This is a genomic window from Actinoplanes sp. NPDC049802, assembly GCF_040656595.1.
In the GTDB taxonomy this organism is placed as follows: Bacteria; Actinomycetota; Actinomycetes; order Mycobacteriales; family Micromonosporaceae; genus Actinoplanes.
This window is the reverse complement of sequence record NZ_JBFAMR010000002.1, coordinates 246,503-268,648: the sequence shown is the minus strand read 5'-3', so window position 1 is coordinate 268,648 and position 22,146 is coordinate 246,503. Positions and strand designations below refer to the sequence as shown.

The 22,146-nt window shown below is 72.0% G+C and carries 16 protein-coding genes; 6 read left to right on the top strand and 10 right to left on the bottom strand.

Annotation, left to right across the window (positions count from 1 at the left end; all coding sequences use genetic code 11):
- Positions 1-16 precede the first annotated feature (16 nt).
- Positions 17-1,423 (bottom strand): hypothetical protein, encoded by a 1,407-nt coding sequence (locus AB0I88_RS02605; RefSeq protein ID WP_361017517.1) that lies wholly within the window; start codon positions 1,421-1,423, stop codon positions 17-19.
- Between the two features lie 132 nt (positions 1,424-1,555).
- On the opposite strand from AB0I88_RS02605, the gene AB0I88_RS02600 reads away from it, so the two are divergent.
- The gene (locus AB0I88_RS02600) at positions 1,556-2,518 is read left to right on the top strand and encodes a DUF1963 domain-containing protein (RefSeq protein ID WP_361017515.1); all 963 of its coding nucleotides are present in this window, start codon (positions 1,556-1,558) and stop codon (positions 2,516-2,518) included.
- Between the two features lie 366 nt (positions 2,519-2,884).
- Here the strand turns inward: AB0I88_RS02600 and AB0I88_RS02595 are convergent, their stop codons facing one another.
- The 8 genes from AB0I88_RS02595 to AB0I88_RS02560 form a co-directional block, all read right to left on the bottom strand.
- Complete coding sequence (locus tag AB0I88_RS02595) at positions 2,885-3,844, bottom strand: hypothetical protein (protein ID WP_361017513.1); 960 nt, start codon at positions 3,842-3,844, stop codon at positions 2,885-2,887.
- A 144-nt stretch (positions 3,845-3,988) separates the two neighbouring features.
- Positions 3,989-4,279: a hypothetical protein gene (locus tag AB0I88_RS02590; protein ID WP_361017511.1), complete on the bottom strand. Its 291-nt coding sequence runs from the start codon at positions 4,277-4,279 to the stop codon at positions 3,989-3,991.
- Positions 4,276-5,943, bottom strand: coding sequence for an alpha/beta hydrolase-fold protein (locus AB0I88_RS02585; protein ID WP_361017509.1), 1,668 nt, complete (start codon positions 5,941-5,943; stop codon positions 4,276-4,278). Before AB0I88_RS02585 ends, AB0I88_RS02590 begins: the two co-directional genes overlap by 4 nt.
- Positions 5,944-6,214: 271 nt before the next feature.
- Entirely contained in the window at positions 6,215-7,501 is a 1,287-nt protein-coding gene (locus tag AB0I88_RS02580; protein WP_361017507.1) for a TIGR02679 domain-containing protein, read from the bottom strand.
- On the bottom strand, positions 7,494-11,885 hold the full coding sequence (locus AB0I88_RS02575) for an SbcC/MukB-like Walker B domain-containing protein (RefSeq protein WP_361017505.1): 4,392 nt from the start codon (positions 11,883-11,885) through the stop codon (positions 7,494-7,496). Before AB0I88_RS02575 ends, AB0I88_RS02580 begins: the two co-directional genes overlap by 8 nt.
- Before the next feature lie 13 nt (positions 11,886-11,898).
- The gene (locus AB0I88_RS02570; RefSeq protein ID WP_361017503.1) at positions 11,899-13,260 is read right to left on the bottom strand and encodes a DUF2398 family protein; all 1,362 of its coding nucleotides are present in this window, start codon (positions 13,258-13,260) and stop codon (positions 11,899-11,901) included.
- Positions 13,257-14,807, bottom strand: coding sequence for a TIGR02677 family protein (locus AB0I88_RS02565; RefSeq protein WP_361017501.1), 1,551 nt, complete (start codon positions 14,805-14,807; stop codon positions 13,257-13,259). The genes AB0I88_RS02570 and AB0I88_RS02565 overlap by 4 nt, the downstream gene beginning before the upstream one ends.
- A gap of 556 nt (positions 14,808-15,363) precedes the next feature.
- On the bottom strand, positions 15,364-16,074 hold the full coding sequence (locus AB0I88_RS02560) for a helix-turn-helix domain-containing protein (protein WP_361017499.1): 711 nt from the start codon (positions 16,072-16,074) through the stop codon (positions 15,364-15,366).
- 47 nt (positions 16,075-16,121) lie between these two features.
- Between AB0I88_RS02560 and AB0I88_RS02555 the strand changes: the two genes are divergently transcribed.
- Positions 16,122-17,087: a DUF2249 domain-containing protein gene (locus tag AB0I88_RS02555; RefSeq protein ID WP_361017497.1), complete on the top strand. Its 966-nt coding sequence runs from the start codon at positions 16,122-16,124 to the stop codon at positions 17,085-17,087.
- Positions 17,088-17,132: 45 nt separating this feature from the next.
- On the opposite strand, the gene AB0I88_RS02550 is transcribed toward AB0I88_RS02555, so the two are convergent.
- Positions 17,133-17,864, bottom strand: a complete 732-nt coding sequence (locus AB0I88_RS02550; protein WP_361017495.1) for a trypsin-like serine protease — start codon at positions 17,862-17,864, stop codon at positions 17,133-17,135.
- 108 nt (positions 17,865-17,972) lie between these two features.
- Here AB0I88_RS02550 and AB0I88_RS02545 point away from each other — a divergent pair, with 108 nt between their 5' ends.
- The 4 genes from AB0I88_RS02545 to AB0I88_RS02530 all read left to right on the top strand — a co-directional run bounded on the left by AB0I88_RS02545 (position 17,973) and on the right by AB0I88_RS02530 (position 22,145).
- On the top strand, positions 17,973-18,215 hold the full coding sequence (locus AB0I88_RS02545) for a hypothetical protein (protein WP_361017493.1): 243 nt from the start codon (positions 17,973-17,975) through the stop codon (positions 18,213-18,215).
- A gap of 550 nt (positions 18,216-18,765) precedes the next feature.
- Positions 18,766-19,941, top strand: a complete 1,176-nt coding sequence (locus AB0I88_RS02540; protein WP_361017491.1) for a hypothetical protein — start codon at positions 18,766-18,768, stop codon at positions 19,939-19,941.
- 112 nt (positions 19,942-20,053) lie between these two features.
- The gene (fucO, locus tag AB0I88_RS02535; RefSeq protein WP_361017489.1) at positions 20,054-21,205 is read left to right on the top strand and encodes a lactaldehyde reductase; all 1,152 of its coding nucleotides are present in this window, start codon (positions 20,054-20,056) and stop codon (positions 21,203-21,205) included.
- 193 nt (positions 21,206-21,398) lie between these two features.
- On the top strand, positions 21,399-22,145 hold the full coding sequence (locus AB0I88_RS02530; RefSeq protein ID WP_361017487.1) for an aquaporin: 747 nt from the start codon (positions 21,399-21,401) through the stop codon (positions 22,143-22,145).
- Position 22,146 lies beyond the last annotated feature (1 nt).

Here is a 22,146-nt window from a genome sequence, read left to right as displayed (position 1 = left end):
GGCAGCCGCAGGGTGGTCATCTGTCCCGACGGAGGAACCGCAGTTCCTCGCACAGATCGTCGATATTCTCCGGCCCGCCGTGCAGCGACCAGAAGGCGGTGAGCAGACCGGCCGCCTCCCGGCGCAGAGATTCGGTGTCGGATGCCGCGATGGCCTGCGTACCGTGCGCCAGCACCGATTTGTTGCGGGCCCAGGTCCGCTCCCGAAGTTCGCCGAGACGAACCGGATCGACCAAGCCCGACCGCACGGAGAGATCGTCGTCGAGTGAGGCCAGCATGATCGCCGCTGCGAACAGTGTCAGTTTGCCCGGTGGCGCCGATGACGACGGCGGGTTCAGCGATCTGCCCACCTCGGTGTACCGGGCGCGTACCCGGCTGGGTTCGCCGATCAGCGCCCAATCACAGTCGTCGGGATCGAACCCAGGGTAGCGACGGCGGAGGCGGGTGGTGAGGCAGGCTTCGATGGTGCGGTAGAACAGGAGCGCGGCGAAGTCATGTCGGCCGAGCCGCTGGTAATGCTGCCCGAGCAGGTAAAAGCAGACCACGAAGGCGACCGCGTCGCCTTCCGCGAGCTTACGGACGAACGTGAGCTGCCGCTCGATGGTTCGTGCGGTGGCGTTGGTGACGTCGCGGCGGCAGTGCTGGAGGGTGGTTTCGACCCGGCCGATCGAGTCGGGCAGCGCGGGCAGATCGAGATCACACCAGGCGCGATACAGGTCGGCCAGCGATCGCATCAGCCGGGCGCGGCCGGGCGTAGCGATCCGTTCCGCGATCTCGTCATACCGTTGCCGGGCCGCCTCGAAGGATCCCGCCCGGAACAACTCCAACGCCCGGGCGAGTTCCTGGCCACCGAAGATCGTCGTCGGGTTGTCCAGTGCGATGAGCCGGACGTCGCCGTGCCGCAACTGCCGGGTCACCGGATCGAACTGGTTCTCGATGTAGGTGAGCCCGAGGTTCAACTGCCAGGCGGCGAGCGCCGCGGCCGCGCTCATCACCTTCCGGCCGCCGGTGATGTCGATGACCGCGTGACGGCCGTCCTCGCCGGCGAGTTCGCGTTCGATGTTGTCGAACATGTCGACCGGATCGCTCGCGTTCACCGGCACGTGCCGGAAGTCCTGAAACCGCAGCCGGTCCGGGCTGACCAGCCGCTGACCGATCAGGTCGACGCTGTCCGGCGCATCGCGTGACGTGATGACAACGAGCCGGCGGGGGCGCAGCAGTTCGTAGGTGAGCACGGTCGGCGTCGCGGCGAACCCGCAGAGGCTGATCAGCACCTCGACCCGACGCTGCGGCAGGGCACTGGCCGAGCGGGCACGGTCGACGATGTCGGACAGCAGGTGGTCCAGGTAGTAGGAGGTTGCTTGAAGCGCGGGGCTGCCCACCCCGTACTCCTGCTCACCACGCTCGATGCGGTGCAATGTCACCAATCGACCAGCGAATGACCCCGCCGACTCCGCCATGACCGTCGACCCTACCCAAGGCGTGCGATCCGTGACAGCCCGTCGTATCTCCATTCACGAGCCTGCCGCTACAAAGTATCTGCCACCATGCGGGTTGTGGATCACTACGGACGTTTCCAGCGCGCGGCGATCGAGGAGGGCTTCTCCCCGGACGAGGCGGAGAAGTTCGCCGCGCTGCTGCGCTTCAGCATCTGGGCGAACGAGAAGTACAACGGCGAGATCGTGGCGCATCCCCGGGGCCTGCCGCCCGGCCAGCCCGCCGACCTGCTCGTCGGCCGCCGCGGCGGATCACCCCGGCTTCCGGTGGGCATGCCATGGCCCACCGATTCCGACGGCGACCCGCTACCGTTCGTCGGGTCCATCGACTGTGCCGCGCTTCCGCGGGTGGGCGGTCTGCCGTTGCCGGCGGACGGCTCGCTGCTCGTCTTCCTGCATCACGAGGAGGCCTTCGACACCTTCGATCGAGACCTGGAGCAGGGGTACGCGCGCATCGTCTACGTGCCGGCCGGCACGGACACCGTGGCGGAGGCCCCGGTGGACCAACCCGAGCACGTGTTCGTCACCGGCAGCGAGTTCATCGGCCCGGAGCAGGACCTGTTCGCCGTCGTCCATGCCGACCTGCCGGAGTGGCTGGGCGAGGAGGATGCGGGCCTGTCGTCCTTCCAGAAGCGGCTGGCGCGCGACCTGCCGCACCGTCGCGAGCTCTGCGCCATGGTCGATCGGCTGTGGCCGGCCGGAAACTCTGCGACCTTCCAGCTCGGCGGCTATTCGTGGAACACCGGTGGCATCTCCTGGGGCCATCTATACGACGACCCGGAGCTGACCCTCGCGGAGGAGAACCTCAAGGCCCGGCAGCAAGCCGGCGACACGGTCGTCGACCGTGAGCGGAAGTACTTCCTGGTGGAAGAGGAGTTGCAGCGGGTCCGGCGGGAGTGGATCCCCCTGGTGCAATGCGAGACCCGTGACGATGTCTATTTCGGCCGCTTCCTGATCCGTGTCGATGACCTCACCGCCCGGCGCTTCGACCGGGCCGTCTCCTGGACCGGGTTCACCGAATAGCACCGGCCCGCCCGCTACCGCGCGACGAGGTCACACCGGCAGGCGGCGCCGCGGTGCCGCCTGCCTCCCGCAGAAGGGCAGAGCTCTCCGTCCAGCACGCCGTGCTGGGTGGAGGCAGGCGCCCTTCACGATCGAGGTCGATCTACAGTAAGCCGGATCTGGGTCGTTTCCCCGATCAGTTCATCGTGGTTCAACGTCCGCGCTATCGAGCCCGGTTTCGGTCGGACATTGCCGGCGCTGCAACGGCAGCCGATCTCACGCCCAATGCGATGCTGAGCCCGAAGAGGAGACAGAAGACGATGGTCGAGCCGCGGAACGCCTCCAGGCTGAGCCCCAGTGCGATGATCACCGCGACCACGATCAGCGTCAAGAGCAGGACGCCGACTGCCGTTCGTACGCCTGCCCGGGCAAGTCGCTCCCGGGCCGTACCCCCCACCCGAAGGATCGGCGCAACATGCGCTGCTTCGGCCGTACGAAAAGAACGCCGGTGTCATGAATGTGAGGATCGTTGATCATGGTGCTGGCCGCGGCACGTAGCAGCGGTTCGTGACCCAACCGGCGCAGTGCCCGCTCGAACAGCTCCCGCCGTTCCATGTCGTCCCACAGGTCGACCGCGACCAAGCCGTTGTCGCCGAGAGCGAGCAGCTGGCGCAGGTGCTGATCGTCGAGACCGGACAGGGCGTCCATCTGCAGGCGGGCGGGCCCCTGCGTGGAGACGCTGACCATGCCACGGTCCGGGTCGTATTCGATCACCACCGGTGTCACCACCAGCGGATACCTGACCTGCTGGCCGTCGACGTCCAGGTGCAGGACGCCGTGACCCCAGACGAGCTCTTCGGTGGCGGCGTTCATGTCGAGCCGGCTGCGCATCTCGTTGAGTCGCGCGTAGAGATTCTGCGTTTCGATCGCCTGGCGGGCCTGCGCCGCCCACGGCTTCCAGTTGGCGGCTACCCAGGCGGTCACCTCGTCGGCGAGACGCGCCGCCCGGACCGGGCTGGTACCCGGTGGGGCCTGGAACGCCGGCTCCCGGTCGACCACGAGCGGCCCGTCCAGCAGCGATGCGATACGCGGCGGAGGAACCAGTTCACGTAGCTTCGGCAGCGGCGGCCGGGTGACCCGCAGCCAGCTCGTCTCGTCCCCATGGGGCCCGAATTGCAGGTGCCCGTCCTGCTGGGGCAGCCGATGCTGCCAGATGGTAGCGCCGGTCGGCACCGTCCGGGCCGGGCGTTCCATCTGGGCCCGAACGGCAAGCAGATACTCGGTCAACGCCGCGGCCCGAGTACGGACGGTGGCGGGCGCATCCTCGTCGAAGAGCAGCGAGGTCATGGGCCGGTGAACTCCTTTGCCGTTCCGTACGTGCAGCCCGCCGAGGCTACCCCGGTCGCGACTTGTCGCCGGGCCGCCGACCGGGGACGTTCGGGTGGTCCTTCCCGCCCGGTCGGCCCGTGTTCAGTGCCGAACGACGTGACGCTATGCGGCGCTGGTGCCGTCGCCCTCGGCGACCCCGTCGAGCGGGCCGTCGATCTCGATCGCCGTCGTGTCCACCACCGGACCGGACTTCGCAGTGTCGTCGGTCGGCACATTGATCCATTCGGCCCATGGCAAGCCGTGCTTCTCGGCCAGGTAGAGGGCACGGTAGAGCCGGGTCGCGTCATCGACGGCCGGATGAAGCATGTTGAAGCTGAGGCCGGCCCCGAGAATGCCGCCTACGACCGGGACGATCGCCGGGCCGCGGTGGGCGACCCGGCGATCAACGATCACGGCCAGACGTACGGGGACCGGACCGGCCTCGGCTCGCGCGGCTGTTTCACCGGATGGGCCGCGAACTGCTCGGCGTGCAGTCCGAACGACCGGTTCAGCTTCGGCATCCAGTACGCGTCATCATGCCGCCCGGCGCCCAACTGATAGTCGTGCCGCACACCCTTCGCGGCCAGCGCCGTGCTCATCTGCTGGGCCGCCGCACCGAACCGGTACTCGTCGGAGTCGCCGCCGTCGAAGTAGTACCGGTGCCGTTCGAGGTCGGCCACCGGCATCCCGGCGACCAGGGTGAGCGGCCGCAGCCCGGCGTTGGCGGCCTGCTCGGCGGACGTTCCGGCGAGCGGCGGCAGGCTCAGCGCGCCCATGTGGCTGGCGATCGAGCTGAACACCGCCGGGTTGGTGAGCCCGAGCGTGAACGCGCCCTGCCCGCCCATCGACACGCCGCTGATCCCGCGGTGGTCGCGGTCGGCGACGGTCCGGTACGCCCGGTCCACCATCGGCACGATCTCGTCCACGATCATCGTCCGGTACTTGCCGGCGGAGGTGTCGACGTACCAGCCGCTGCCGCCGTCCGGGAAGATCACGATCGCCTGGACGCCGAGCTTGTCGAGGACGCTGTCGATGTCGCGGGCCTCCCACTCGATGTTGCTGCCGTTGAACCCGTTGAGCATGTAGACGACCGGGAACCGCTTGGCGCTGGTGCGGGTGTAGTCCTTCGGCAGGTACACGTTGAACTGGGTGCGCCGGTCCATCGCCGCCGACGGGTAGTCGTCGCGGAAGAACCGGGAGTGGTCACCGAGTTCGACCGGTTTGCGCGGGTCGAGGTGGAGCAGTTCGCGGGTCGGCGGCAGCCCGGTCCAGGTGCGGATGGTGTCGACGACGAGCCGTCCCTGGCCGTCCACGTACACCTCGGCCTGCGCGTCGGTCAGCGTCACCTTGCCGGTCTTGAGCAGTTCCCGCAGTTCGGTGATGCGGCGCGCGGCGGTGTCGCCCTGGTGGAAGAAGCCGTCGGCCAGCGTCGCGGCATAGCCGCGGACGTCTCCGGCGGCGACGGCTCGATGCTGCCGGTCCAGCACGGCGCAGGCATGAGCCAATTGGGTACGGGTGGCGGCCGTCCCGGTGTCGCCCGCCAGGGCCCGCAGCCGCGCCTTCGAGTAGAGCCCGACCGGCCCCCGGTAGAAGCCGCCGCCTCCGGTGCCGTCGTAGACCCGCACGGCGAGGACGTTGGTGGCGCCCCATTTCAGCAGGCCGTCCGCCGGGTAGTACTCGCGCGGCACCTCCCAGGTGGAGTCGAAGGTGGGCGGGAAGCCGCCGGTCCGCCCGATCTCCTGACCGTTGAGGAACACCTGATCCGCGTCGTCGATCTTGCCGAGGGCCGCGACGACGGCGGAGTCGGTGATGCCGTCCGGCCGTGCCGGCAGGGTGAAGGTCTTGCGATACCAGGCGAAGCCGTCGTACGAGGTGAGGTCGGTGTGCGCGCCCCAGTTGTCGGGAACGGTCCAGTCCCGCCAGGCGGTGTCGGCGAACGACGGGTCCGACCAGGCCGGGTCGTCGCCGGTGGTGAACTTCCAGCCGTCGCCGGCCAGGTCCACCCCGAAGTCGACCGAGCCGGTGGTGGCGCAGGCGGTGGACGAAGGCCCAGCTGAAGCCGATGTGGGAACGTTCACACACGCAAGCGAAAGGAGTATGGTGCCCAGCAGGGCGCGGGTTTTCAGAGACATGAGTGCTCCCAGGACACGAGTCCACAGACTCAAACAGGAAACATGCTGAACGCACATTCGCAACATTCGCGCTTCCTGTCAATAAGGATGGAAGTCCAAGGTCTACTGTTGGAAAATGTGCGAACACCCGCGCGCCACTGCAGAAGCGCTCATCGAACGGCACAACTTCTCGCGTGTTGAGTTCGGGCGCGATACGCACCCCAACTCAACACACCGGTCACTGGGCCGATCGGCGGTGGCTCGTGGACTCGCGCAGGTCGGACAGCAGGACGGGGAGCAGCCGTTCCTCCATCACCGAGCGGCCCGCGCCCGCCATCAGCGTGGACAGCACGGGATCCCAGACGGTCGGGGCGGGCGTGCCGGCCAGCGGAACGCCGGGACCGTCGGCGGCCGTGTAGTCGGCGCCGGACATACGCCACGCGACGGCGCCGGGATAGCGGGCCAGAGCGGCGGCGGTCAGGCGTACGCCGGTCCAGTCGAAGTCGTTGCGCCAGTGGATCACGGCATCCGGCCGGCGGCGGGACAGCAGCGTGTGGACCGCCGCGGATGGTACGCCCTCGGTGCAGATCAGCGGGGCGGTGGCGGTGCCCGCGGCGGCGCGCAGCACGGCCGGGTTCTCGCACACGAAGATGTCCCGGACGTCGAGGACCAGCGGGGTGAGCCGCAACTGGTGCAGGGTGACCCGGAACGGTACGTGCGCGGACGCCGCCGAGGACAGCCAGTCTCCGAGCAGACCACCGGACCCGGGCAGGTTCAGCACCAGCACCTGGCTCGCCAGATCGTCCGGCACCACCCCGGCCAGCTCCCACAACGCCCGCTCCTGTTCGGCGCCGGCCGGAGCCGTGACCTCGTGCCAGGCCGCGAGGGCACGCTGGATCAGGCCGCGCAGCGGGCCGTCGGCGAGGGCCTTGGTGTCGCCGAGGACGCGTTCGGCGAAGACCGGCATCGGCTCCGCGCCGGCCGGCAGCGCGTCCAGCACCGCCAGCACCCGGTCGAACGGCAGGCCGCCGCGGACGACACGGGTCAGTGTTCCGTCGCGGCGCAGAGCACCGAGCCAGGCGCCGAACCACGGCTGCCCGGCATGCCGGCTCGACGCCGCCCGGGCCAGGACGGCGTCGCGGGCGCCCGCGAGTTCGGCACGTTCGCCCGGACGGTCGCGGAACGGGCCGACCGCCGACGCCAGGCTGAGACCGTGGGCGTCACGCAGGTAGGCGTCCAGCTCGGCGAGCCGGACCGTCACCCGGGCGACGCCGGCCGGCCGGTGCACGCCGGTCACCCCGATGACGACGTGCCGCTCCGCCTCGTCCGGCGCCGACAGCGACACCGACCCGGCGAGGCTGCCACCGGTACGTTCCAGGCTGCGCCGGGCGGCGTCCAGCAGCCGCGCCCACCCCGGCTCACCGGACCACCCCGGCCCGGAGCGCCGCCCCGAGCCGTCGTCCGAAACGGGCCCTGGGTGGCGCCCCGAGTCGTCGGCCGGGACGGGACGGGACGGTTCAGGCATCGGCCGGGGCCCGGCGGGTCTCCGGGGAGCCGAGGGCCCGGGCCAGTGTCCCGTCGAAGTCGGCGACGTTCATCGTGCCGTCCCAGACCAGCAGAACCGTCGACACCGTGTGATCCACCGTGGAGTGCGACAGGTCGTAGTGGGCACACCCGGTGACCGCCGGATGGGTGGCCCACAGGTCGTACCCGGTCATGAAAAGATCCAGGTCGAACTGCTTGGCCAGCGACATCAGCTCGCCCCGTCCGTTGTCGTCGACACCGGCGAACGCCTCGTCCAGGCCCAGCAGCCGGGGCGCGTCCGGGCGGGCCGAGCCGAACAGCGCGTTCGCCGCCGCGAACAGCGGCAGATGCAGTGACACCGACTGCTCCCCGCCGGACAGCTGACTGTGCCGCGCCCGGGTCAACGGCTCGGCGGCGCTGCCCGGCCGGTGCAGCGTGAACGCGAAGACCCGCCACTGCCGGTAGTCCAGCACCTCGGCCAGCAACTCCCGGTACGGCTTCTCCGGCGCCTGCGCCCGCGCCGACTTGATCCGGGCCGCGAAATGCCGCCGCAGCATGGTGAGCTGGCCCGGGCCGAGCCGGGCCGGATCGCGTTCCAGCAGCTTGCACACCTCACGCTGCTCCGGGTCGAGGTCGTCGGCGAGCCGCCAGCCGACACCGACGGTCAGACCGGACGACATCCGGCGGGCCCGCATCTGCGTGTCCATCGCGTCGACCAGGTCACGGGCCTCGATCGTACGGCGGTGGATCTGCCCGGCCAGCTGACCGAGCAGCGCGTCCTCGAAGACCCGCTGTTCCGCGTCGGTGAGCAACTGCTCCTGGTCGCGGCGTTCCCCGGCGATGCGCTCGGCGAAATGCGCGACCGGCGTCAGGCCCTGCTCGTCGGCGACCCGCACCACGATGACGCCCTCGTCGGTGTCCCACTCCGGCCGGTGGTCCAGGCCGGCGGCCGGCAACTGCGCCTGGAGCTCGCCCAGCGCGCCGGTCAGCCGCGTCGCGCTCTGCTTCAGCGACGTCTCGGTCGGAGCCAGCTCCCGGGTGGCGGCCAGAATCGCCTCGTGCAGCGCCACCACCGCCGGATCCAGATCGTCCTCCTCCGCGGCCTCGGCGGCCGGCCACCGCAGGTGCGGCGGGCAGCGCATCAAACCTAGAAGATCACTTTGGGCGTACGGGCGAAGCCGCACCGCCTCCCGCCGTGCCTCGACGACCGCCTCCGCCGCCGACTGCTGCCCGAGCTCGACCCGCGCCGTGGCGCCCGCCAGGTCGCCCAGCGCCTTCGTGTGGGCGTCGCGGGCCGCCTTCAGCACCGACTCCGCCTCGGTGACGGCCTGTTCGGTCCGCGCCACCTCGGCCAGCACCTGCGCGGCCTCGGCGCCGATCGCCGCCGACAGGGTGCGCAGCTCCTCGTCCTTCTCGGCGTGCCGGCCGTGTGCCGCCCGGGCCGCCGACCCGGCGTCCTCCGCCTTCGACACCGCCTCCAGGTGCCGTTCGGCGGCCTCCTCGGCCTGGGCGGCGGTGCGCTCGGCGGTCTCGTGGGCGTGCCGCAACTCGATGCCGAGCCGCCAGAACCGGTCGAGCGCCTCGGCTGTCGTGTCGAGGCGGTCCACCGGCAGGGAACGCTCGGCGACGGCCCGGCGCAACCCGGCGGCGGCCGACGACTGCCCGGCCACGGCGGCATCGAGATCACCGGAGGCCTTCAACGCCGCTTCCCGCCGTACCCTCGAAAGGTTCGCGGCCTGATCGACCGCCCGCTCGGCGCGCGTGATGGCCGTGCGTGCCGGCAGGGCCGCGCCCGCCCGGTCCACCTCGGCCAGCGTCTCCCGGCATGCCGCCAGCAGGGTCTTCGCCTGCGCGATCTCCTCATCGAGCGCGGCGATCCGCTGATCACAGCCGGCGATCCGGGCGGCACGCCGGGCTGCCCGGGCGGTCGCGCCGATGTACTCGCAGCGCTGTTTGGCGAACCGTCCGGCGCCGGAGCCTTGCGCCCATCCGCCGTCGCCGGTCACCCCGGACGGGCCGGTCAGATCGCCCAGGCTGATCCCGCGGAGCACGGCGATGATCCGCTCGGCGGGCACCAGCTCCTGGTCCTCGGGCACCAGCACCCCGGCCAGCGTGCCGCCGACGCGATCCGCGTTCACCGGTCCGTCTGTGCCCGTGGGTCCGTTCGTGCCCGTGGGTCCGTTCGTGGCCGTGGGTCCGTTCGTGCCCGTGGGTCCGTTCGTGGCCGTGGGTCCGTTCGTGCCCGTGGGCCCGTTCGTGCCCGCCGGTCCGCCGGTGCCCGTCGGCGAGCCGATGGTCCGCAGCCAGGCGTCCTGCTCGCCGGTGGCCAGCGCGTTCTCGGCGTCGCCAGCGGTGGGATGCACCCAGGCGTCGAGCAGGCCCGCCGCCTGCAGAGCCGCCTCGAATCCGGCGGCCTCGGCCTCCGGGACCCCGTCGGCGAAACGGACCAGTCGCCACAGTGGCGCGCCGGCCCGCCCGGGGCGGGATGCGGGCCGGGTCGCTGACGGCGGGGGAGCGTCGTCGTGTTCGGCGGCGATCGCCGCCCGTTCGGCCCGCACCGCGTCCCGCTCGCCGGTCAGGGCGCCGATCCGGGCACCGAGCCGGGAGGCCTCGTCACGGACCGCCCCGGCCGGGGCGGCGACCCGGGCGGCGAACAGGTCCCGCAGCGTGGGCGCGTCGGCGCCCGGAAGTGCCGCCGCGCCGGCCGGATGCCCGGTCCGCTGACCGTCGGGGCCGGATGCGGACGATCCGGTGGCCGGCTCGCCGGGTTCCTCCCCGGTCTCGCCGGTGATCGAGGCCGCGAGTTCGCCGGGTTGCCCCGGGGTCTCGCCGGTGATCGACGCGGCGAACTCGTCGGGTTCCTCCAGGGTCTCGCCGGTGATGGAGGCGGCGAGTTCGGCGGGCAGGGCGGGCAGGTCCAGGTCGGTGAGCAGTGTCGCGTGGGCGGCGCCCCAGTGGTGGACGGCGTCCGCTGTCCGCTGCTTCGCCTCCGCCAGCTCGGTCGCCGCCGCCCGCTCGGCGACGGCCGCGTCCTCCACGGCGGCCCGGGCGTCACGGTCGGCCGCCGCCGCGCGGACGTGTTCGCGTTCCGCCTCGGCGAGCCGGTCCGCCTGGGCGCGCACCGCGCGGACGTCGTCGCGGCGGGCCTCGGCGCGGGCGGACAGGCGGGTGCTCAAGCCGTCCGGATCAGCGTCGCCGGAACCCCAGACGACACCGGCGGCCTCCGCCTCGCCGGCCAGTTCGGTGACGGTCCGGCCGGCTCTCGCCTGCGCGTCACGGGCGCCCGCCGCCGCCCGGACCGCCTCGCCGTGCCTCTTCTCCGCGGCCGCCCGCTCGGCCGTCACCACGGCGTCAGCCCGGCGGGTGGCCTCGGCCAGGTCGGCGACGTGCCGTTTCAGGTCGGCGAGCTGCTCGTGCGAACGGTAGGCGGCCGAACCCTTGAGCCGGTCCAGGTGCGCCCGCAACCGGCCCGGTTCACCCTCGGCGGACTGCAGCTCGGCGGCCGCGCGGGCCGCGTACCCCTCGGCCTCCCCGGCCTTGGACCGCGCCAGGGTGAGATCCGCGCGGTGCCGGGCCACGTTGTCGCGGCGGGCGGTCAGCGCGTCCGCCGCGGCACGGGCGTGCGTGCGCAGGTAGGTGGCGTAGACGGTGAGGAACGCGGCGGTCGCCGCGTCGGCGGCGATCAAACCCTCGAGGGTACGGGCGACAGCCTCCATGTCGTCGAACGATCGGGCCGCCTCGACCAGCAGATGGTCCTCCACCGGGCGCAGGCCCCGCTGCAGGGTGCGGGACAGCTCCACCGGGTTGAGATCCTTCGCCAGTTGCGGCTTGCGCAGGGTCAGCACCAGGTCGAGCAGCTGCTCGTAGCGGGCCGGGCCGAGACCGAACAGTTTCGCGTCGACCAGGCGCCGGTACTCCTCGGCCGAGTCCCGGACCGCCTCGGCGCCGAGCCGGCCGATCAGGTCGCGACGGGACACCGGACGGTCGTCGGCGTCCAGCAGCGACAGGTCCACCCCGATCCGGCCGTCGGCGACGAAATGCCAGCGGGTCACCCGGTCGTTGTGCCGGTGCGCCCGCAGGCCGATGCCGATCGTGACGAACCGGTCGCCGTCGCCGAACTCCATCCACACGTACGCGTACGACACCTCCTGCCCCCGGTAGAGCAGGTTCGACTTCATCGTGCGGTCCTCGCCGGCGAACGGGTTCAGGCGGCGCGGCTCGATCCGGCCGTCCAGCACGTACGGGAACAGCACCTCCAGGGCCTTCGTCTTGCCGGAGCCGTTCGGGCCGCGCAGCACCAGCCACCCGTCGACGAACAGGAACTCCTCGTCCCGGTAGTCCCAGAGATTGATGATGCCGGCGCGTGTGGGGGCGAAACGAGCCAAGAGAGGTCCTCGATCAGAAGAGTGTGCGTTGTTTGACCTGGGCCACGGTGCTGCGGTAACGGCCGATCAGGGGCAGGGCCAGCACCCCGCCGGGCACCGGCCGCACCGCGCCGAACCGGGTGAGCAGGGCCACCGCCTCGGCACGCAGCCGGTCCGGGTCGGTGTGCCACGCCGCGCCGAACGCCGAACCGTACCGCCGCAGAACCTCCGCCGTCGCCTCCCGCAGGAAGCTGTCGGTGATCAGCGGCAGCGTGCGTTCCCCGTCCTTCTCCGCGGTGCGGTCACCCGGCGTCCCGTTCTCGTTCCCGGCGTCGGCCCCGGTTTCCGCCTCGGGTTCGGGATCGGTGAAGATCGGGACACCGGCGGGCAGGCCCGCGTCCACCTGCCCGATCAGTTTCACCCGCGCCTCCGCCGGATCCGGTACGGGCATGCGCCGCGCCTTCCGCCCGTCCGGATCGGACACCCGCTCGGCGATCGCCACCGCCAGCAGCACCGCGGCCTGCGCCACCGACCCGGCGCCGGGGAATCGTTCCGCCGACCAGCCGGCCGTGTCGACCAGCAGCACGCCCTCGGCCCGCCGTTCCAGGCGCAACCCGGTCAGCCGGTGCAGGTCGGCGGGCAGCGCCTGCCCGCGCAGATGGTTGCCGACCTCGCCGGGCACGTCGTCGTAGTAGACGACCGGCCGTTCCAGGACCGCCCGCCGGGCCGCCTGCGCCGCGGCCCGCCGCTCGGCGTTGCCGCTGCTGTGCACCGTCCGGTCCAGCAGGGCGGTCACCGAGTCGATGTGCTGCAGCACCCGGGGCGGCAGGAACAGAGCGAGCACGGCGTCGCGGCCGATGTCGTACAGGGCTTCGCCGGCGCCCGGGTCACTGGCCCACGCCGTGCTGGAACCGTCGGCCAGCCGCAGCACACCGCGCTCCTCCAGCCAGGCGACCGCGTCGACGAACGCCCGCCGGTCCGCGCCGACGTCCGGGTCGAGGCCCAGGCCGGTGATCCGGTTCGCGTCGGCGGACACCGACTCGGCCAGTTCGGTCAACGTCACCTGGATGCCGGCGCGGCCCAGCGTGGCCAGGCAGAGCGACAGGTAGGCGTACCGCTGCCGGTCGAACGGCCGGCCGGTCCGGGTGATCGCCGGCCGGTCGGTCTCCAGCCGGTCGGCGGTACGCACCAGCCGGGCGGTGCCGCCGTGCAGCTCCAGCCGGTAGCCGAACGCCTCGGACAGATCCCGCCGCAGCTCGGTGGCGAACCGGCGGACCCGCGGCAGCGCCTTCTCGTCCGGCCAGGTGGCGGTGATCAGCGGATGGCGCAGCAGCAGCCGCACCGCGCGCTGGTAGTCGGCGAGCTCCAGGTCGGACACCCCGGTGGCGAACCTCATGCGACCGCGGGCTCCGTCCGCCGGATCCCGGTGTGCCCGGCCGGGGTGACGGCCACCTCGTAGCCGTCGACGTGCAGGTTCCCGGACTCGGTCGGGATCGTGGTGAACCGGCCCGGCCGGGGCACGAGCGTCAGCCGGACCCCGAAAGCCGCCGCGGCCAGCGGCGCGTCCGCCCGGCCCGCGGCCCGCGCGGCCAGCGCGATGTCCAGCAGCCGGCGCAGCGCGGCGGCCTGTGCCCCGGTCAGAACCTCCGCGCCGACCAGCCCGGCGGCCGCCTCCGCCTGCCGGCGCTCCTCGGCGACCTGCCGTTCCCGCAGCATCTGCCGGGCACCCTCGGAGCGGTCCAGCCGGGCGATGCGGCCGTTGCCCTGACCCGGCATCCGGCCGGTCTGCATCAGCGACCGGGACAGCTCCACGGCGGGCGCCTCCCACCAGGACAGCCGGCCCGGGATCGCCTCCGGGTCGGGGTAGCCGACGCCGACGTGCCGGGGCGCACCGAGCCCGAACACCACCTCGAACAGCGCGTGGGCCGCCTCGTCCGAGCCGGCACCGGTGAACCAGGCGGCCAGGTGCCGCAGCTGCGACTCCCGGCTCACCCCGCCGCGGCGGGCCTCGGTGACCCGGCGCAGCAGCGCCAGGACGTCACCGATCGCGGCCATCGTGGCGCCCGACAGGCGGTCCGCCTCGCTGGGCTGGCCGTCCGCCGGGGCGAGCCAGGACCGCAGGCCACGCCAGCGCCGGTGCCAGTCGGCCAGTCGTTCGACCGGAGTCGCGAACAGTCGCTCGTCGGCCTCCGCCGCCGCCTCCACCATCCGCTCCAGGCCGGTGGCCTCCACCTCGTGGACGGCCTCCCGCAGGCGCGGCGTGTACCGCTGCAGCTCGTCGTGGAAGTCGCGCAGGTGGGCCAGCAGGGCGTCCTTGTGGGTGAGGAACACCTCCGGGCGTACGTCGTGGGTGCGGCTCAGGTCGCCGAGCATGTGATAGAAGCGGGCGGCGCGTTCCGCGACGTCGGCCAGCGCCCGGTCCAGGCGGTTGAGCTTGCGGTACACCTCCTCGGCGTCGCCGTCCTCGTTCGCCCGCGCGAGCGCCTTCAGATCGGCGAGCAGGTCGGCGAAGACCAGCCGGGACAGGGTGCTGTCGTCCAGCCCGGCGGCCAGCACCGACTCGACCGCCCGGTGCGCCCGGTACCCGGCCTCGGTGAACTGGTAGACCGAGTGGCGGTTGCGGTACTCGGCCAGGGTGGCGGCCCGTGTCCCGTCCTGGCCGCGGTCCAGCACACCCCAGTCGACCAGGGCGTCCAGCAGCCGCGGCAGCTCCAGGGTCGCCGGGTCGGGGCAGTCGGGGTGGGCCTCGGCCAGCGCGGCCAGCGACGTCTGGACCTCGGAGGTGTGCAGGACGACGTGGTAGCTGGAGCGGGCCGTGTCGAAGGCGCGCAGCAGCCACAGGTAGGCGAGCCGGTTGTCGGCATTCACATAACTGAACAGCCGGAGACGCTCGTCGAGCCCGAAGTCGTCCAGCCCGAAAGAGGACGGTTGCGACTGCGGCATGCGGCAACCCTACCGTCCGGAACGCGAGTTCCCTTACACCCGGGAGGGGGGTCAGCCGCGTGCGTTCGTTGCGGAAGATCGGCGAGAAGGACCTGGCCCGGCGCCTGCCCCGGCGCTGTCCAGGGACGCCACTTGTGGCACCGGCCGGCCGAGACGCGGGACCACCGCGCCGATCACGGGTTCGCGGCGCACGCCGAAACGAGCCCGCCCCATCCGGGGAGCCGGGACACGGATCACGGCCATGTGTGTCCCGGAAACGTCACACCCGCAACGGGTGTCACCACATCCACCACGGGTGTCGCGACCTCAAAGCGCACATCGCCCTGGACGCCGTCCCTCCGCCCGCCGGGCAACACGGCACCATCCGACATCCGAGTCAACCCATCCAGCGCCGCCGTGACGCGGTCTCCGCCTGTGCGGCGGTCTGCTCAGCGGTCGGTCTTGGTCGCGTCCGTCTTCCGAGGAAGATCGACGACAAGGGCCTGGTCGGCCGCGATGGCTCCCGTGACCCGGGCGTTCCCGCGGGCCGGCCATCGCCGTGGCTGATCGACATCGGTCACGGTGTGGCGGCCGCCGGGCCCGGGGAGCCGGCTCGCATACGGACCACGCACGCGGAGGGGGCGCCGAACGGCTCCAGGACCGCCTCGCCGGACTCGGCCCGGTGATGGTCGAGAACGCCGCGGACGAGGCCGGCGTGCAGGGCGCAGATCGCGTCCGGATTGCGGCCGACCAGGTCCAGGAACGGGCAGGTGAGCAGATGTACGACGACCTCGCCGTCCGCGGTGCCCGGCTGGACCGACGGGGCGAAGCCCAGCCCGTCCAGGACCGTGGCGACGGCCTGGACCGGATCGCCGGTGGTGTGGGCGGCCTCGGCCAGCCGCCGGCCCCAGTCACGGCCGGCCCGGCCCGCGGTGGCGCGGCCATCGGCTCCGTCCGCGGTGAGGTGGTCCAGCAGGGCGGCGGTCAGCGCACGGTACGGCGCCGGCGCCGGATCGGCCGTGGCGGCGCGGTACCGCCAGGCGGGGCGGCCCGGCAGGCCGCCACTGGAACGGGCCTTGACCAGCAGGCCGGCGTCGATCAGGCGGTCCAGGTGGGCGCGTGTGGTGGACAGGTGCTGGCCGGTACGGGCGGCGACGTCCGAGGCGGTCATGCCACCGTCCGAATCCTGGATCAGGCGCAGGATCGTCGCCCTGCTGTCCGATCCGAGCGCCCGATGCCGTGGGGTGTCGGTGATCCCGCCGTTCGGCCCTACCCACCTGGTTTCCATGGTCAATAACGTTATAACGGCAAACAGCGTTGAAACTAGGAGGGGCGATGTCCCGCAGCACCGAGGCCGACGAGCACGCCGCACAGGCCGTGGTGAACCATCACCGGCAGTTGGCCGTCGCGCTCACCCGGCACGTCAGTGATCTCGTCGACGCCGCGGAGATCGGCGGGCTGCGGCAGGTCTGGCACCACCGCGACGCTCTGCTGGGCTGGCTGCACACCGAGCTGCTGCCGCACGCCTACGCCGAGGAGGCCGCGATGTACCCGGCCGCCGCAGAACAGCCCGCGGGCCGCCTGCTCATCGACGGGATGATGGACGAGCACCGTACCATCGCGGCGCTGGTGGCCGAGCTGGAGGAGACCAGTGCGCCGGTCGCCGCGGCGGCCGCCGCCCGGGCGCTGCAGGCCGTGTTCTCCACCCATCTCGCCAAGGAGAACGAGCTGGTCGTACCCCTGTTGGTCGCCGCGCCGGAGGTGAGCCTCGCCGAGCTGCTCGACGGGATGCACGACCTGATCGGCGGGGAGAAGGACGCCGGCTGCGGCGGTCACTGCGGCGATGACGCCGGCGCGGCGCCGGTCGTGGCGCTCGATCCGATCGGTGGGGAGAAGGACGCCGGCTGCGGTGGTCACTGTGGCTGCGGTGGCGATGACGCCGCCGGCGTGGCGCCGGTCGCGTCGCTCGATCCGATCGGCGGGGAGAAGGACGCCGGCTGCGGTGGTCACTGCGGCTGCGGTGGCGATGACGCCGCCGGCGTGGCGCCGGTCTCGATGCTGAGCATCGATCCGCGCCTGGACGTGCGGGATCTGCCGCACGGGGAGCGGCATGCCCGGGTCATCGCGGCGCTCGACGCGCTGCCGGCCGACGGCGCGCTCGTTCTCGTGGCGCCGCACGCGCCGCTGCCGCTGCTGGCCGAGATCGACGACCGCTACAGCGGGCAGATGACCGCCGACTGGCTGCAGGACGGGCCGGACGTGTGGCAGATCCGTCTGCACCGGGTGACCGTCGGAGTGTGAGACGAGGCCGGCGTGCGCCCGCACGCCGGCCTCACCTCGGGTGTGTCAGGCGGGCAGCCCGCCGACCTGGGTGTTCACCCAGGACCGGATGGACGGCAGGTCACCGTAGATGGACGGGGCGGTGGCGCAGACGGAACTGTTGTTGCCGGCCCGGCTGGTGACGCCGATCAGCGCCCAGCGGCCGCTGACCTGGCGCACCTGCGGGCCGCCGGAGTCGCCGTAGCAGGCGCCGGCGTTGCCGTTGGTGTTGTTGGTGCAGATCTCGTAGGCCGCGTCGATGCCCGAGCAGCGGCTGTCGGCGACGATCGACGTGTTCAGCTCGTTGGCGATGCGGGGCGCGGAGCCGCAGCCGCGGGTCGGGCACGTCTGGCCCCAGCCGATGATGCGGGTGGCGGTGCCGACCGCGCCGGAGGTGGTGGGGATCGGCGCCGGGGCGTAGGTCACCGACGACGCCAGTTCCAGAAGTTTGACGTCGATCCGCGGGTGGTTGACGGCGCGGCGGACCGAGACGACCACGCCGCCGCTGGACCGGTCGATGCTGCCGACGCGTACCGAGCCGGGGGTCGGGCAGTGTTTGGCGGTGACCGCCCAGTTCGCCTTGATCAGCGAACCGGTGCAGCCGGACACGTACACCATGAACGAGTAGTTCTGGGTGGCCGGCGTGCCGCCGACGACGAGCGGGCCGGGGTCGCTCGGCGCCGCGAGGGCGGCGGCGGGCGTGAACAGACCGGCGACGGCGACGACGGCGGCCAGCAGGATCCGGGCGGGGGTGCGCATGTGAACGTCCCTTCTGCCTTCGGGGGAACGGGCGGGGTGCCCGGGCACGAAGGTAGCCATAAAGTGACGTTCATCGATACATCCCACTGGGGGCCTCTGATTCGGGTGATGAACCGGCTCGATCGCCTGTGGGCGTCCCGGGTGGTCTTCATGGACGCGGGCGTGCTCGTCGAGCGGGGGTCGCCCGCCGAGGTGTTCGGCCTCCCGCGCGAGGAACGCACCCGCGAGTTCCTGCGCCGGGTGCTGGAGCCGACCCGGATCAGCGAGACCGGGATCGGCGTGCCCCGCGTGGACCGACCGCGGTCACCGGTGCGCGACACGCATCAACTGTGCAATCCGCGCACAACATGACAAATTTGCCGGAATGGCGTCATTTTCTCGGGCTAGATGGAAGCAGGTGCTACCGGAGGGGTCCGGTGGGGAGGTCGTCGCCCGGCCTCCAGCGAAGGGCCGTGCCGATTCCTGGATCGGCACGGCCCCAAGCGTGTTGACTTCGGGCGCGCTGCGCGCCCGAAGTCAACACGTCTCGTTGGTGCTTCTTCTTCGTGGTGTGGTGGCCGTCGGCGGTGGGTGTGTGTTGATTTGGGGTGCGTTGCGCGCCCGAAGTCAACACGTCTCGTTGGTGCTTCTTCTTCGTGGTGTGGTGGCCGTCGGCGGTGGGCGTGTGTTGATTTGGGGTGCGCTGCGCGCCCGAAGTCGACACGTCCGTGGTGTGGTGGCTGTCGGGGGTGGGTGTGTTGATTTGGGGTGCGCAGCGCACCCCAAATCAACACACTCGATCGGTGCGGTGCTGAGCCGGTTTCTGGTCGTTCGGCGGAGCGATTTCGAGGAGGTTCAAGCCGTTGATCAGCTTCTTCTATGCCGACGATTCGGGCGACTCTGACCGCATATCGTCGGTTTCATGTCTCCTGTTGCTTTTTCACGGCGAATCGCCGTGCTCGCGATGTTGCTCACCCTGCCCGCCGCACCCGCCTCCGCGGGCGGCGTGCCGCCGCTGTCGACGACCCCCGAGAGCTCCGTCGGATTCGACGGCCTGGTGTACGCCAGCGCCCACGTCGGCGACACCGTCTACCTGGGCGGCAACTTCACCCACGCGATCGTCGACGGCAAAGAGGTGAAACGGAAGCGGCTCGCCGCCGTCGACTCCCGCACCGGCAAGCTGCTGCCCTGGGCGCCGGTGCTCGACGGCACCGTCCTGGCGCTCACCGCCGCCGGCCGGACCCTGTACGCGACCGGAAAGTTCACCAACGCCGGTGGGCAGCCCCGCGCCGGTCTCGCCGCCATCGACCTCGCCTCCGGGGCAGTCGGATCGCTGCGGCCCGCCGTCAAGGGCTTCGGCCAGGCCGTCGAGGTGTCCGGCGGGCGGCTCTACCTGGGTGGCACGTTCACCGCGGTGAACGGGCACGCCGCCCGCAACCTGGCCGCCATCCGCTTGGCCGACGGGGCCGTGGACACCGGTTTCAAGGCCGGAACCGACGGGAAGGTGCTGGCCCTCACCGCCTCCGGTGGACGGTTGTACGTCGGCGGGGCCTTCAAGAAGCTCGACGGCGCCGACGGGACGGCCCGCCTCGCCGCGCTGCGCCTGGCCGACGGGAAGGTGGACGCCACGTTCAAGCCGGCCACGCCGTACCCCACGTTCGGGCTGACCGTCACCAAGGACCGGGTGTTCGCCGCCCTGGCCGGCGCCGGGGGACGGGTCGCCGCCTACCGCCGCGACGGCGGGCTGGCGTGGAGCAGCGTCACCGACGGCGACGTGCAGGCGATCACCCACCTGGACGGCACCGTCTACGCGGGCGGCCACTTCACCACCGCCTGCCCGCAGCCGTCGCGGACCGCCACCTCGTGGTGCCCGACCACCCAGCGCAAACAGTCGAAGATGGCCGCCTGGGACTCCGGCACCGGCGCCCTGCTCGACTGGAATCCGCGCAGCAACGGCAAGTGGGGCGTGCTCACCATGAAGGCCGGCCCGGATCGCCGCACCGTCACCGTGGGCGGCGACTTCACCGCCTTCGGCTCCCAGGCCCGGCAGCGGTTCGCCCGCTTCCTGATCTGCCGCTACGGCTGCCCGAAACGTTAGCCGCCGGAAACCGGGCCGGGCGTCCCTCCCGGCCCGGGGCTTTCGGTACGTCTGCGCGGGTGCGCGTGTCCGTACGGTGAATGAAAGGTTTCAAAGTGCGGAAGGGGCTCTCATGGCACATCGGATGGTCTGGAATCAGACCGCGTACTTCGGCGCCGGCTCGATCGAGGTCATCCCGGGCGAGCTGGCACGGCGAGGGTTCAGCAAGGCCATGGTCGTCTCCGACCGGGTGCTCGTCGACAGCGGCGTCACCGGACGGGTCACCGCGCTGCTCGACGAGGCCGAATTCCCGTACGAGATCTACTCCGACGTGGTGCCGAACCCGCCGATCGAGAACGTGCAGGCCGGCGTCGCCGCGTTCCAGGCCTCCGGTGCCGACGTGCTCATCGCCGTGGGCGGCGGATCGCCGCAGGACACCTGCAAGGCCATCGGGATCATCGTGGCCAACCCGGAGTTCTCCGACGTGCGCTCGCTGGAGGGCGTCGCGCCGACCCGGAACCCGTCGATCCCGATCATCGCGGTGCCGACCACCGCCGGCACCGCCTCCGAGACCACCATCAACTACGTCATCACCGACGTGGAACGGCAGCGCAAGTTCGTCTGCGTCGACCCGCACGACATCCCGGTCCTGGCGGTCGTCGACGCCGAGATGATGGCCGGCGCGCCCCGCGCCCTGAAGGTCGCCACCGGGCTCGACGCGCTCACCCACGCCATCGAGGGCTACATCACCAAGGGCGCCTGGGAACTGTCCGACCTGTTCCACCTGAAGGCCATCACGACGATCGCCGCCTCGCTGCGCGCCGCCGCCGACGGGGACCCGGCCGCCGCCGAGCGCATGGCACTCGCCCAGTACGTCGCCGGCATGGGCTACTCCAACGTCGGGCTCGGCCTGGTGCACGCCATGGCGCACCCGCTCGGCGCCTTCTACTCCGCCCCGCACGGCGTCGCCAACGGCATCCTGCTGGCCCCGGTGATGGCCTTCAACGCCGAGCACACCGGCGAACGGTACCGGGACATCGCGGTCGCCTTCGGCGTCGAGGACGCGCTCAGCATGCCGCTGGACAAGGTCCGCATCGCGGCCGTCGAAGCGGTCGCCGCGCTCACCCGCGACCTGGGCAACCCCACCACCCTGCGCGAGATCGGCGCCACCGAGCAGGACCTGACCGGACTCGCCCAGGCGGCGTACGACGACGTCTGCGCCGGCGGCAACCCGCGCGAAGCCGACGTCACCGAGATCGAGACGCTCTACCGGTCGGTTCTCTGACCGCCGTCCGGCCCGGAATCGCCGGGCCGGACGGCCCTCACCCGAGCACGGGAACCCGCCTAACGTCTGTCCTGTCGATCACGCGAGGCCAACGCCTCAGCCTCGCGTGATCGGCAGTACAGCCCCCAGGCTCCGGACCATCAGCCAGGGATGCCGGTCTCGCCGGGCCCGGGCCCCGACGAGCGGAGCGCACATGGACGACCCGTCTCTGGCCCGGCGGCTGCTCGCCGAGTTCCTCGGCACCGGACTGCTGCTCGTCGCCGTGATCGGCGTGAGCGCCATGGCGGCCGGGCTGTCGCCCGCCGACGCCGGCCTGCGACTGCTGGAGAACTCCACCACCGTCGGGCTCGCCCTGGCCGCGATCATCTACATGTTCGGACCGGTGTCCCGGGCGCACTTCAACCCGGTCGTGTCCGCCGCCGACTGGTTCCTCGGCCGCCGTACCGGGACCGGGCTCACCACCGGGGAACTGGCCGGGTACCTCGGCGCGCAGGTGGCCGGTTCACTCGCCGGCACGGTTCTCGGCAACCTCATGTTCGACCTGCCCGCGGTGACCGTCTCGGCCACCGCGCGTACCGGGAGTCACCTGCTGATCAGCGAGGTCGTCGCGACCGCCGGGCTGCTCGTCCTGATCGCCGCGCTGAACCGGACCGGCCGGGGCTCGGCCGGGCCCGGCGCGGTCGGCGCCTACGTCGCGGCGGCCTGCTGGTTCACCGCGTCCACCTGCTTCGCCAACCCGGCCGTCACGCTGGGCCGCGTGTTCACCGGGACCGAGGCCGGCATCGCCCCCGCCTCCGTGCCGGGCTTCCTGCTCGCCCAGACGGCCGGGCTGGTGGTGGCGTGCGTGCTGATCCCGGTGCTGTACCCGCAGGCAGCCGGCGCCCCGGTGAAGCACCGGCCGGCCCGGCGAGTGGGCGCGTCCCTCTCGTCCGATTCGTAGA